A 12,299-nucleotide genomic window follows, 5' to 3' on the forward strand; every position below is an offset into this window, starting at 1 on the left:
TTATAAGAGAATGTCTATAATGGCTGAATCTAACAATCAGCAGCATCGGACTGGCAAACCTGTCACTCAAATTGCTGCGCAATTACGTGCCAGCTATGCCACCAGCTGTGCTGGGCGTTACAAGGAAGCACAGTGGAACATTTAAAAGAATACCCTATATCTCTTCATGAGGTATATAAGGCAAAAAAGGTGGTTTCAGCTTATATGAAACCATCACCTTTAGTTAAGTATGATGGCTTATCCCGATTGCTTGGTTGTGAAGTTTATGTGAAACATGAAAACCAAAACATAACAGGAAGTTTTAAGATTAGAGGTGGCATAAATATAATGTCACACCTCAAAAAAGCTAAAGCGAATGGAGTAGTCACATTCTCGACTGGTAACCATGGTTTATCTGTTGCCACTTCAGCTAAGCTGTTTGATATACCTGCGATTGTCGTCGTGCCTGTTGGCTCTAACCCTGTGAAAATTGAGTTAATTAAAAGTGCAGGTGCTGACGTAATTGAGGCCGGAGAGAACTTTGATGAAGCGGCCAAGGTCGTAGCTGAAACTAATCAAACAAAAGGTTACTACTACGTTCATCCAGCAAACGAGCCACTTGTGATAAATGGTGTTGGCACTGAGTTTCTCGAAATCATCGAAGATATCCCAGATATTGATGCTGTGATTTTACCGTTAGGCGGTGGTAGCGAAGTGGCATCAGGGGTTACGGTACTAAAATCCATATCTCCTGAAATTAGTATCTATGCTGTTCAAGCGGTATTATCTTCGGCGGCTTATCAGTCATGGTGTAGCAAGGAAATTGTCGCAAGCTCCAATCAAACTTTTGCAGGTGGCTTTGCCACAGGTACAGCCTACGAAACTACTTTTAGTATTTATCAGGATAAATTAGATGACTTTGTTCTCCTATCAGAGCAGGAGATTTTGCAGGGTATAGCTTTAGCTGCTCACCACACTAAAAACCTAATGGAAGGTGCGGGAAGTTCAACGATTATGGCTGCATGGAAGTTAAGAGAAAAGTTGTCAGGTAAAAAGGTTGTACTTCAGTTTAGTGGCTCAAATGCATCACCCGATGAGTTAGATAAAGCTTATAAATTATCCAGCTTTCGCGATGGAACGGTAATTTAACAATCAATTCAATCGTTAACGACGTCGCAGTAAATACATACGGTAAACAACCCTCTGGAATGTTCATTTTATGGTAGAAATAAGAAAGGCTGCTGATTCTGAATTAGATCAGATTAAAACGCTCTCGGTCGCTGACGATCAGGTGAAGTTTGTTGGCGTTCTGGCTGATCTGCTGCAAGAGGTTCCGAATACTTGGCATTTACATGTAATCACTGCTGATAAAAAGATAGTGGGGTTCTTCAATATAGATGTTGGCTATTCCAGCAACTATTCGTTTGCCGGATCAGATGAGCTTGGGTTGCGAACGTTTTTTATAGATTCTGGCCACCAGGGGAAGGGTTACGGTAAGGCTGCTGTTTTGGCTTTAGAGCCGTATCTTACGATAACTTATTCAGGCTGGGCTTCTGCAGTGCTCACCGTTAACTGTAAAAACAAGAGTGCGTACAATTGCTATGTGAATGGCGGTTTCAAAGATACCGGTGATCTGTTTCACGGCGGCAATGCTGGGCCGCAGCACATTATGAGGCTGAGTTTGGCTGGCCACTCGGTTATTGCATAGGCTTGCCGGCAGACTCCTTACCCTTCCAAATAAAGGCTCATCGACGGATATTTCCGCTACGCTGAAAGTATTGTTTTGGTCAGTCTTTCAGACTCGCAGTGAGGTTCCGTTATGGATCAAAGCCCGTTCCTGTTTAATTATTCGAGTATTGTTATTACCGTAGCGCTGTTCACCTTCATGGTTTTGTTTAATGAGGTTGGCTTTCATATAGGGCGGTTTATTCAGAACCGTACCGATGAAGAGATGAAGACGTTAACCGGTGCCATTCAGGCGAGTATTTTGGGTTTGCTGGCGTTGTTGCTGAGCTTTACCTTCAGTATGTCGATGCAGCGGTATGACAACCGCAGCGAGGCTCTTATATCGGAAGCTAACAGTATTGGAACCGCTATGCTAAGGGTTCAGCTGCTGCCCGTGTCTTATCGTAGTGAGGCTCACCGGTTGCTTCAAAAGTACCTGAAGTACCGCATTGATGCCGGAAAGGTGGATTTAACCCAGATAGAAGAACGTAAGGTCTATGCGGCGCAAATAGGTGGGGTGCAAGATGAGCTTTGGAACCTGGCTGTAAATGCAGCCTATGAGGACCCAAGGCCGGTTACAACCGGTGCCTTTATTACTTCGTTAAATGATATGTTCGATAGTCAGGGAAAGCGAAGCGCTTTGCTGCAAATGCATGTTCCTGAGGTGGTTATATATTTGCTGTTTTTGGTGTTTATTGCTTCTGGTGTAATTTTGGGCTATTCCAGCGGGCTAAGTGGCAGGCGAGTGTTGGCACCGACCATCATGGTTTCGTTCCTGATATCACTGATCGTTTTTATTATTATCGATCTGGACCGGCCGCGGCGTGGCTTGATTCAGGTAGACCAGAGCAGCCTGGTGCTGCTTCAACAGAGTTAAACAGAAGCGGGCTTACTGCTTTTTCGGCAAAAAAGGGGGCTAAACCAATGATCAGCTGCAACAACTACGATTATGTAGAGATTGTATGCATGTTTAATTACCCGGTGCGGGTTACCTTGCGCTCTGGTGAGGTGCTGCATGGCATCGCCCTTGATACTGCCCGAAATGGCCAGCGCGAAGAATGCTTAAAGCTGAGCGTTGACGGGGCGGAGGTGCTAGTGGTTTTAGACTCGATTGCCATACTGAAGGCGGGTATTGAAAACCCGCACTTTTCTGAAGTTGAATTTAGCTGACGCACTCCCATAATGAGAACGGTTATTAGCAAGTCTTGTGCCTGATACTGTATAATCTTCAGTCATGATGGTTTGCTATCTTTTTTACCTTCCACCAGACCGCACTAATGACTATTCAGGATATAAATGATCGATAAAATTTTGCACGATTTTTTGATAATTTGGGCCACGATTGATCCGATAGGAACAATGGCACTTTTTGTCGGTTTAACGGCGAAGCTCTCTGCAAAAGATCGCAGGAAGACGGCCATGAAAACAGTTTTGTATGCGGCGTTGATTTTGGTAGGTGCCATTCTGGTAGGGCAGATAATTCTCAATGCTATGGGTATTAGTTTGCTTTCGTTCCAGGTGGCCGGCGGTATTATCCTGTTCCTGTTCGGACTGCAGATGATATTTTCACAGGGCACGTCGAATGAATCTGGCGAGTCGAGGCATGATATTTCTGTGTTTCCGCTGGCAATTCCCGCTACAGCTTCACCCGGTGCCATTTTGGCGGTTATTTTGATTACCGATAACCACGTTTACACCGTAACGGAGCAGGTGTTAACCACGGCAACAATGCTGTCGGTGCTGTTGGCAACGCTGGTGTTGTTGTGGTTCTCTAACAGCATTATTAAGGTGATAGGAGAGGGTGGCGCTTCGTTGCTGACTCGTTTAATGGGTATGATTCTGGCGGCGCTTTCCGTTGAGTTTGTGATGGAGGCGTTGGGCATTGGCCAATGGGTTAATACCCTTACTTGAGGTTTTTCTTTGCAGGCTGGGCTTTAATGGCCCAAGCCTGCAGTTGGCATAACTAGCTGTTTTCGCTATTTCCCCAAGCCATATTTTTTGATCTTCCGGTAGAGCGTGGCAATGCCAATGCCGAGTTCATCGGCTACTGCCTGACGGCTGTTCAGCCTTGCGATGGCGTCTTCAATACTCTGTTTTTCCATTTCTTCCAGGCTGAGTTTGCTGGTGTTTTGCATTGGCTGATGAGTGCTGAATGCCGGTGTGGCAGTCAAAGTGGCCGGTGTTTGCTGGGCAGATTCTGTAAAATGTGGCGGCAGTAAATCCAGGCTGATCTGATCGCCTTCCGGCACAATATTGATCAGGTACTCCACCAGGTTGCTTAGCTCTCGCACGTTACCCGGCCAGGGGTAGCGGTTCAGGCAATCCAATGTTTCCTGTGTCATACCCGGGTAGGCTACGCTGAGCTTGCGGGTGTGAATTTCCATAAAGTAATTAATCAATAGGTGAATATCGCCCTGGCGCTCTTTCAGTGGCGGCAGGTGCAATGGGATGACATTGAGCCGGTAGTACAGGTCTTCCCGGAAGCTATTTTGTGCGATCAAATCCATAAAGTTGCGGTTGGTGGCTGAAATAATGCGGATATCTACCGGAACTGCAGTATTGGAACCAACGGGCATTACTTCGCGACTTTCCAGCACCCGTAGCAGTTTGGCCTGTAATTGCAGAGACATATCGCCAATTTCATCCAGAAAGAGCGTGCCCTTATTGGCTGCCTGAATTAAGCCAATGCGACCTTTGCTGGATGCGCCGGTAAAGGCACCTTTGGTGTAGCCAAACAGTTCGCTCTCCAGAAGCTGATCGGGAATGGCTGCGCAGTTGATTGCAATAAAGGGGTTTTGCGCGCGGTTGCTGAGCTTGTGTATGGTGTTGGCAATCACCTCTTTGCCGGTACCGCTTTCGCCGTTGATCAATACGCTGGAAGGCCCCGGAGCAATGCGGGTAATCAGTGTTTTCAGGCGTCTCATTCGTTCGCTTTCGCCAATAACACCCTCGAAGGCGCTGTTGCTTTCAAAGGATGTTTCCGGAAGGTGCGGCTGATAGAACGACATTAAAAACAGCTTTTGATATTCCCCGCTGTACAGCTGGCCAACGATCAGTTCTTCGCGGCCGTTAATGGAAACAACGTGCTGAGCGGTTTCCATGCTGTTGGTATCCTGTATGAGCGAGCGAATGCTGATGGTCAGGTTGTTTTGTTCAGCAGGGTTGATGCGCAGGTTTTTCAGCGCCGGCAAGTTGGCGTGTAGCAGGCTGTTGCTGTTGTCCAAAACCAGAATTCCCTGATCCATGTAGTTGATCAGTTGGGTGAATATGGGCTCCAGATTGGTCTGTTCGGTTTGCGGGGCGAATGCGGCTTCTGTCATTGGGTTTGGTTGTTCCAGTGGTTTTGCATATGGCAAAGCAGGTGTTGTGCCAGTAACTATCATTTTTCTGGTTTGATCGATCAAATTGATTGGCTAATGGTTTTGCTCTATCAGTTTGAATGCCATGCAGTCGGCAGGGTGTGTGGCCTGCCGCGTTTTCTTTGGTGATAAAGGAATAGCCGGGCACGGCAAACAGTTGCAGTAGCCGGCGATACTGAGGATGCTGCCGGTATTCCGTTTTGCACCTCCAAAGAGCATGCGGCGCTGAACAGTGGCACAAAAATTGGAATGTTGTTGCTAAAGCTAAATGATCAGGAGTTACGTTTTGGCCAAATTTAAAATCGATATTAACGCGAATAAGCATTTTACCGGAGAGTTGAGCCCGGTGTTTTCAGTGGCCGAAGCGCGCAAGGCAAGTCAATTTCACAAGGGCTTGCAGGGCTACGAGCCGACGCCGCTGCGCGATTTGAGCTCGTTGGCAGAAATGATGGGCGTGAAGGGCATTCTGGTAAAGGATGAGTCTTACCGCTTCGGCCTCAACGCCTTCAAAATGCTCGGCGGTGTTTATGCCATTGCTCGCTTGCTGTGCGAAGAGTTCGGTTGGGGTATTGAACAGTTCGATTTCGATAAACTGAAAAACGAAGTCGATGAAAAGATGACCTTTGCCACCACAACCGATGGCAACCATGGCCGCGGTGTGGCCTGGGCTGCGGAACAGCTGGGTCAGAATGCTATTGTCTATATGCCCAAGGGGGCGGCTGAGCAGCGGGTGAAGAATATCCGCTCGCACGGTGCAGAGTGTATTGTTACCGATATGAACTATGACGATACCGTGCGCATGGTGGCTGAAAAGGCCCAGCAGAATGACTGGAAGATTGTTCAGGATACCGCATGGGAAGGCTATACCGACATCCCAACCTGGATTATGCAGGGCTACAGTACCATGGCGGTTGAGGCCATTGAGCAGATTGCCGAGCAGGGGCTGCCCAAGCCAACCCATGTGGTGTTGCAGGCCGGTGTAGGCGCTATGGCGGCGGGTGTTCTGGGCTATTTGGCCGAAGAGCTGGGTGCCAGTGATTTAAAGGCGATTATTGTTGAGCCGGATCAGGCCGACTGCATCTACCGCTCTGGTTCCAGCGAAAAGGGTGAAATGATTAACGTAGGCGGCGACATGGCAACCATTGCTGTTGGTTTGGCCTGTGGCGAGCCAAACCCACTGAGTTGGGATGTGCTGCGTAATTGTTCAAGTCATTTTGTTTCTGTTGAAGATAAAGTGCCTGCATTGGGTATGCGCGTATTGGGTAACCCGCTGGCGGGGGACGAGCGTATTGTTTCTGGTGAGTCCGGCGCAATTGGTACCGGCCTGCTGGCAGCCGTGCATTTCAGCGACAATAAGGCGGAGTTAATGCAGAGCCTGAATCTGAATGAAGATTCAGTTGTGCTGTTGCTGAGCACCGAAGGCGAGACCGACCCGGTGAACTACCGCGATGTGGTTTGGCAGGGCAAATATTCAAGTATCTGATAACTGGGCGGAGCCGTATGGTAGGTGAATGGCGCAATGTTGTGAGTAGCGATGTCGGGCAGCAGGGTGGCAGAAAGTCTTTGCTTATTAAAGGTGCTGTTATCAGTGATCATCTAACGTCCTTTCAGGGCGATATGCTGATTACTGATGGCAAAATTGCCGCGCTTGCGGCGCACATAGATGCGGGGGCCCAGGCGTGCGAGGTTATTGATGCAGAAGGGCTTGTGCTTGTTCCCGGCGGCATTGATGTGCACACGCACTTTAATATTGATGTTGGCATTGCCCGTTCGTGTGATGATTTCTTCACCGGAACGCGATCTGCCGCCTGTGGCGGTACGACCACCATTGTTGACCATATGGGTTTTGGCCCGGAAGGTTGCGATCTGTTCCATCAGCTGCGGGTTTATAAGGCGTACGCCAAAGAAAGTGCTGTCATCGACTACAGCTTCCACGGCGTTATTCAGCATATAGATGACGCCATTCTTGGGCAGATGGAAGCGATGGTTCACGAGGAAGGTATCAGCAGCTTCAAGCTCTACTTAACCTATGGCTACAAGCTGGATGATGAAGCCGCCTTTAAAGCGCTGCGTCAGTTAAAAAAGGTGGGGGCGATCACGGCCGTTCACCCGGAAAACGATGCAGCCATTAGTGCAAAGCGTGAACAGCTGATTAGCGAAGGTAAAACGAGCGCCAAATACCATGCCGCTTCACGGCCGCTGGAATGTGAAGCCGAAGCCGTTGCCCGGATGATTAATCTGGCAAAGCTGGCTGACGATGCGCCGCTGTATATCGTTCACCTTTCCAATGGCTTAGGGTTGGATTACACCCGTATTGCCCGCGCTGCTAAACAGAGCGTTTGGGTGGAGACCTGCCCGCAGTACTTAACATTGGACGAGCGTAGCTACGAACGGCCGGATGCGGTTAAGTTTGTGCTGAGCCCGCCTCTGCGTAATGCCAGTGAATGCGATAAGCTCTGGGTGGGTCTTGCCGATGGCAGTATCGATACCGTGGCTACGGATCATTGCGCCTTCACAACAATCCAGAAACAACCAGGCGATCGTGATTTCACCCAGTGCCCCAATGGCATTCCGGGTGTAGAGCTGCGCATGCCACTGCTGTTCAGTGAAGGGGTGAGTAAGGGGCGAATTGATCTTCCGCGTTTTGTTGAGCTGACCAGCTATAAACCCGCCAGGCTGTTTGGGCTGTACCCGCAAAAAGGCTCATTAGCCGTTGGCAGCGATGCCGATGTGGTGTTGTTCGATCCGGCCATGAAAACTACGATTACGCATGAAAACTTAAACGATAACTGCGACTATACGCCCTTTGAAAATCAGGCCTGTGATGGCTGGCCGGTGTTAACGCTCAGTCGTGGAGCCGTTGTTGCTGCGCATGGCCAGTTTACCGGCAAGGCTGGGATGGGGCGTTTCCTTAAAAGGAAGCCCTTTAGCGGGGAATAATTTGGGGTTATTACTTACCAAACAGCAAGCCTTGGATTTGCTTCAGCAAGAGCCGGATATACGCGTTGTTGAAGCCTATTCCGCTTGCTACCAGGAAGAGCAGAGGGCCGAGGCTGAACAGGGTGTAAACCCCTTTTATAGCTGTATAAACGTTGATGAAATAGAGTCAGGTTCGCTGTGGAATCTGCCGCAGCCGGATCAGCTGCGTGAATTGTTCCTGCGCTTGGGTATTCCAGATAACACCACTCAACAGATCGTTATCTTTGATACCGTGAAAATCAGCTGCGGTGAAAACACCTCCCGTTCCGATGTATCTGCCCGGGTGTGGCTGGCACTGAAAATGGCTGGTTTCGGTGCCGTGCATTTGGTTGTGGATGCAAATCTAAACGATTCGTTCAAGCATACTTTAAGGGCTGTTACTTCGCAGAAGGCTGCACACGGGCGTGGAACTTCCGTTGAATGTTTGTTGCAGCCAGATTCCAGTCTAATCGTCAGCCATGATGAGCTTACACGGTTGATAAAAGGTGGCGCCAAGGGCTATCGGTTGCTGGATTGCCGAAGCGAAGCAGAATTCAATGGTGACGTAACAGGTTACAGCTATGTGCAGCATGCCGGCACGATACCTACGGCTGAATCTGTAGTGAACGGCGAGTTTCAGGTTGACTCAACAGGCGCAGTGGCTACCGCTTTAAAAAGGCTGGAAGAGCGTTTTAATCTAATGGAAATTGACCGCAGCGATCGCCTTATTTGGTTTTGCGGCACTGGCTGGCGTGCTTCACGCATGTGTGCTTTGAGTCATGCCTTAGGTTTTAACAGCAGCTGTGTTTACGACGGTGGCTGGTATGAATGGCAGTTAAAAGGTTCTCCGGCTGCCATGGAGGCCGAGCAGAGCCGCTCAGCCTTGTTTGAAATTTAAGTGCATCATGGCTTCCAGGACAGCACCGCCAATGGCTCGGGCTTTATCTGAAACGGTTGTGTAATCGGCATGTTTGCCGCGCGGGTCTATATCGCCAATTTTAAAGCCTTGGGTTACCTGCAGGCCATTATTCAATAACCCGCGAACCATGCCGGAAAGTGGCGCATATACCTTGCTTTCACCAACGGTAGCGACGATATCACCTTCCTCAACCAAATCACCGATGTGTACGGTGCTGTGCATAGTGCCGTTGCAGGGGGCGCGGAATACCCGTTCATGCGTGAAGCCTGCAATGTTGCCGGGGATGCCGGTGTTGGGGTGCGTTGGGCCATCGTAGATAACCCGGCCGAGGTGGTGGCCGCGGTTGGTTTCAATCACGGCGTCGCAATCTATACCTGCGGTAAAGCCGGGCCCTAAAGCGATGGTGACAGGGGCCAGGTGTTTGCTGAAGCCCAGATTCCGCTTGGCCAGTATGGCATCTACTAAAAAGTTAGGCTTTAGGGTTTCTAAAATTTTCAAATCATCGTCAATTAAAACCGGGATTTGCCCTGCGTTCAAGGCTGTTATCACCTGTTCAGCGCCGATCGCATGCACCGCAGTAATGCCTTCAACCTCTGTTGGTTTACCAAACAGGCATTGCCCCAGCGATACCGTACAGCGGATCATGGTGGGGGTTTGCAATTCCGTCATCACTACCTGAAAACCACAGTTGTGCAGCCGTACAGCGACGCCAGTGGCAATATCGCCAGCGCCACGAATAATGACCAGTTTGCTTGGGTTAATGCTCATGAAACTTCCTAAAACTAATTTGAACTCAGCGAGTCAGAATCTGATTAATGGGTTGCCTGCCGTTAAGCTGGGTAAGCCAGACTTCGTCGAGGCCCGGAACCTTTTTAAGCAGGTTTTCGGCAAGTGCTGCGATAAGCGCAGGCTCTTTTACCTGATCTAATTTGTTGATCAGCCAGACCTTTTGGCTACCTTCCGGGGTGTTTTTAAATAACCCTTCGTTACTGGTTAAAAGCTGACCGATTACCTGTTCGTTAATAATACTTCCTTCTTCACAGCCGGTTAGCTCTGAAAACAATGGCCACCTGTGAATACGGGTTGCATCGGCAGGTGCTAAAAATAATTCGGCAGAGGTCACACCAATAACCAGGTGTGTGCATTTGGGAATGCAAGGCTCGTGCCTTGCCGGGGCCTTCAGTGGTAAGCCTTTGGCGCCGTCTGCTTCGACCAGAATAAAATCAAATAACGCCAAGAGTGCAAGCTCATTTACATGCTGCTCTGTCATACCTGTGGCCTTAGATTGCTGGCCTGAATCCTGAACAACGGATGCGTAAATAAAGGTTATTCCAACTGACGTATTGGAGTGGTTGTCTAATTCGCTAAATTGAATCTGGTTATCCACCTGGCCTGGTTTAGGCATGTACATCTTCGTGGTGGTGGTCACACAGACCGAGTGACCGTGGCCTTTGAGCAGGTTAGCCAGAAAATACAGCGTATGAGTTTTGCCGCCGGCACCGACCGCCGAGATGACAGCGGTTTTGGATTTTGCGGGCTTTAGTGCGCATAATGTCGGGTAAAGAACATCGGGACTGATCATATTGCTGACTGAAATTCCCAGAAAGGCTGGCGTGGAACAAAACTCTAAAATTGAGGCTGACTGCATTATACCCGCAGCGGGTCTTTCTACCAGAATGGGTGAGTGGAAGCTAAAGCTACCTTATCAGGGTAAAACTATTGTCGAGCATAGCGTCGACAATGCGCTGAAGGTTTGCTCGCGTGTTCTGTTGGTTACCGGCCACCGGGGCGATGAATTAGCCGAACTCTTTGCTGAAAATAGCCGTGTATGCATAGTGAATAATCCCCTGTATGGGCAGGGAATGGTCAGCTCAGTAAGGGCAGGTGTTCAACATGTGTCAACAGACTACTTTTTCATCAGCCATGCGGATATGCCCTGTATTGAAGCAGAGGTTTATATGCAGCTGTGGCAAGCAAGGTTTAAAGGATCGGTATTTCCCGGTAATGAAGAGAAGGGCGGGCATCCGGTGTTGGTTTCTGCTTTATTGAAGGAATCGATTTTGAGGGATGTTGAGGTTAAGTCTTTTAAACGAATTCTTACTCGGTTTTCGTGTAATTATTTAGGGTTGCTGAACCCCTCGATTCATTTTGATGTTGATACGGCTGAGGGGTATGGGGAGCTGGTGGAGGGATTAAATACTATTCGCTAATGTATATGAATTTACTGTTTTGCCATTTGAAGCGGTCGATAACCTCCCCGTTGAAAGCGTTTTTTACTTCTACAGTAAGGCCGTACTGGGGCATGTTGAAATATGGGCAAACTGTGTCGTAGTCTAAATTTTCTAGTCTTTGTTCTATTTCCTTTGGGATTATATCCCTGCGTTCATGCCAGTAGCCATTCTTGAACTCATAGAATGAGCTTATAAAATTAAAGTTTACGCCTATATCGCATTTGCCAGATTGAATTCCGATGATTTCTGTATTGGCTTCTCGATTTTTAAAAATAACTATTTGAGAGTCCTTGTGGTATTGAATATAACCATTGCTAATATTTTTAACTTGAATTTCATCTATGCGTTTTTTTCAGAATCAAATAGTCCGAAATATGCCATTTCACAATCAATAAAGCAGGATGGTATTAACATGTAGTAATCGTATACGGACTTATTTTCAATAACACTAAATGAACTCTGCCAGTCATATTCCAAAGGTATGTTATCGGAATAAGCAAAGGTCGAACTAATAAGTGTCAATAATGTACTTGTACATACCTTAATCAAATTAATCGGTTTCATTCTCGGTAGTGCTTGAGTTATTGAAGTTGCAGTTGTATAAAATTGACTCTTTTGTATTGAGTTCAGGCCCGCTGAAGAATTCATCGCTGACGGTCCAATTATAATTGTTTGATTTTACATTCCAAAAGCCAAACCAATTTATTTTGTAGCGGTAGCCATCAATATTCTCCAGTTTAAAGATGGGGGTTTCATGAGAGTAGTCATCCCAGCTCAACATCATTCCACCTCTGCCAAGATCAGCAGTTCTTTCGAATGTAAATAGATATGTGTTATCAGAGTTCTCTAGGTTGGAGAATTTACTGTCAATATAAATTTGATTGGAATTGACTGTTATTAATGCATTATTTTCTGAGCTGTATTTTATTTCAAAGTACCCGGAGCTGAACTTCTCATCACAAGAAGTTTGTAGAACTTCTGGAGGCTCACCTGCATACGCGTAATAGATATATAAAGCCAGCATAGCGAATAAAATATTTTTCACTTAGTTCCGTCGCTCTAAAGAATAGCCAGATGCTGCCAAAGTTTATTGGCTTCGTATTTCTTGGTTAGGTCCAAGCCTTAAAT

Annotated in this window: 13 protein-coding genes; 9 read left to right on the top strand and 4 right to left on the bottom strand. The window is 47.7% G+C overall.

What is annotated here, in order from left to right; genetic code table 11:
- Positions 1-132: 132 nt before the first annotated feature.
- The 5 genes from BCF53_RS08235 to BCF53_RS08255 all read left to right on the top strand — a co-directional run bounded on the left by BCF53_RS08235 (position 133) and on the right by BCF53_RS08255 (position 3,615).
- Positions 133-1,128, top strand: a complete 996-nt coding sequence (locus tag BCF53_RS08235) for a threonine ammonia-lyase (RefSeq protein WP_207902684.1) — start codon at positions 133-135, stop codon at positions 1,126-1,128.
- A gap of 70 nt (positions 1,129-1,198) precedes the next feature.
- A complete protein-coding gene (locus BCF53_RS08240; protein WP_132701249.1) occupies positions 1,199-1,687 on the top strand; it encodes a GNAT family N-acetyltransferase in 489 nt (162 codons plus the stop codon).
- A gap of 111 nt (positions 1,688-1,798) precedes the next feature.
- The gene (locus tag BCF53_RS08245; RefSeq protein ID WP_132701250.1) at positions 1,799-2,581 is read left to right on the top strand and encodes a bestrophin-like domain; all 783 of its coding nucleotides are present in this window, start codon (positions 1,799-1,801) and stop codon (positions 2,579-2,581) included.
- Positions 2,582-2,628: 47 nt separating this feature from the next.
- Positions 2,629-2,874: a Rho-binding antiterminator gene (locus tag BCF53_RS08250; RefSeq protein WP_132701251.1), complete on the top strand. Its 246-nt coding sequence runs from the start codon at positions 2,629-2,631 to the stop codon at positions 2,872-2,874.
- Positions 2,875-3,000: 126 nt separating this feature from the next.
- Positions 3,001-3,615 (top strand): MarC family protein, encoded by a 615-nt coding sequence (locus BCF53_RS08255; RefSeq protein WP_132701252.1) that lies wholly within the window; start codon positions 3,001-3,003, stop codon positions 3,613-3,615.
- Between the two features lie 65 nt (positions 3,616-3,680).
- Here the strand turns inward: BCF53_RS08255 and BCF53_RS08260 are convergent, their stop codons facing one another.
- Complete coding sequence (locus tag BCF53_RS08260; RefSeq protein WP_132701253.1) at positions 3,681-5,024, bottom strand: sigma-54 interaction domain-containing protein; 1,344 nt, start codon at positions 5,022-5,024, stop codon at positions 3,681-3,683.
- 325 nt (positions 5,025-5,349) lie between these two features.
- On the opposite strand from BCF53_RS08260, the gene dpaL reads away from it, so the two are divergent.
- From dpaL to BCF53_RS08275, 3 genes are read left to right on the top strand one after another with little or no spacing between them, the layout of a single operon-like run.
- Positions 5,350-6,546: a diaminopropionate ammonia-lyase gene (dpaL, locus tag BCF53_RS08265; RefSeq protein WP_207902685.1), complete on the top strand. Its 1,197-nt coding sequence runs from the start codon at positions 5,350-5,352 to the stop codon at positions 6,544-6,546.
- 17 nt (positions 6,547-6,563) lie between these two features.
- Positions 6,564-8,003: a dihydropyrimidinase gene (gene hydA / locus BCF53_RS08270; protein ID WP_132701255.1), complete on the top strand. Its 1,440-nt coding sequence runs from the start codon at positions 6,564-6,566 to the stop codon at positions 8,001-8,003.
- Between the two features lies 1 nt (position 8,004).
- The gene (locus BCF53_RS08275; protein ID WP_165901854.1) at positions 8,005-8,919 is read left to right on the top strand and encodes a sulfurtransferase; all 915 of its coding nucleotides are present in this window, start codon (positions 8,005-8,007) and stop codon (positions 8,917-8,919) included.
- Here the strand turns inward: BCF53_RS08275 and yqeB are convergent.
- A complete protein-coding gene (gene yqeB / locus BCF53_RS08280; RefSeq protein ID WP_132701257.1) occupies positions 8,899-9,708 on the bottom strand; it encodes a selenium-dependent molybdenum cofactor biosynthesis protein YqeB in 810 nt (269 codons plus the stop codon). The genes BCF53_RS08275 and yqeB overlap by 21 nt on opposite strands.
- 25 nt (positions 9,709-9,733) lie before the next feature.
- A complete protein-coding gene (gene yqeC / locus BCF53_RS08285; RefSeq protein ID WP_165901855.1) occupies positions 9,734-10,522 on the bottom strand; it encodes a selenium cofactor biosynthesis protein YqeC in 789 nt (262 codons plus the stop codon).
- A 1-nt stretch (position 10,523) separates the two neighbouring features.
- On the opposite strand from yqeC, the gene BCF53_RS08290 reads away from it, so the two are divergent.
- Positions 10,524-11,150: an NTP transferase domain-containing protein gene (locus BCF53_RS08290; protein WP_165901856.1), complete on the top strand. Its 627-nt coding sequence runs from the start codon at positions 10,524-10,526 to the stop codon at positions 11,148-11,150.
- 571 nt (positions 11,151-11,721) lie between these two features.
- Here the strand turns inward: BCF53_RS08290 and BCF53_RS08295 are convergent.
- A complete protein-coding gene (locus BCF53_RS08295; RefSeq protein ID WP_132701260.1) occupies positions 11,722-12,216 on the bottom strand; it encodes a hypothetical protein in 495 nt (164 codons plus the stop codon).
- Between the last annotated feature and the right edge of the window lie 83 nt (positions 12,217-12,299).

It is taken from the genome of Reinekea marinisedimentorum (assembly GCF_004341165.1).
Classification (GTDB): Bacteria; Pseudomonadota; Gammaproteobacteria; order Pseudomonadales; family Natronospirillaceae; genus Reinekea; species Reinekea marinisedimentorum.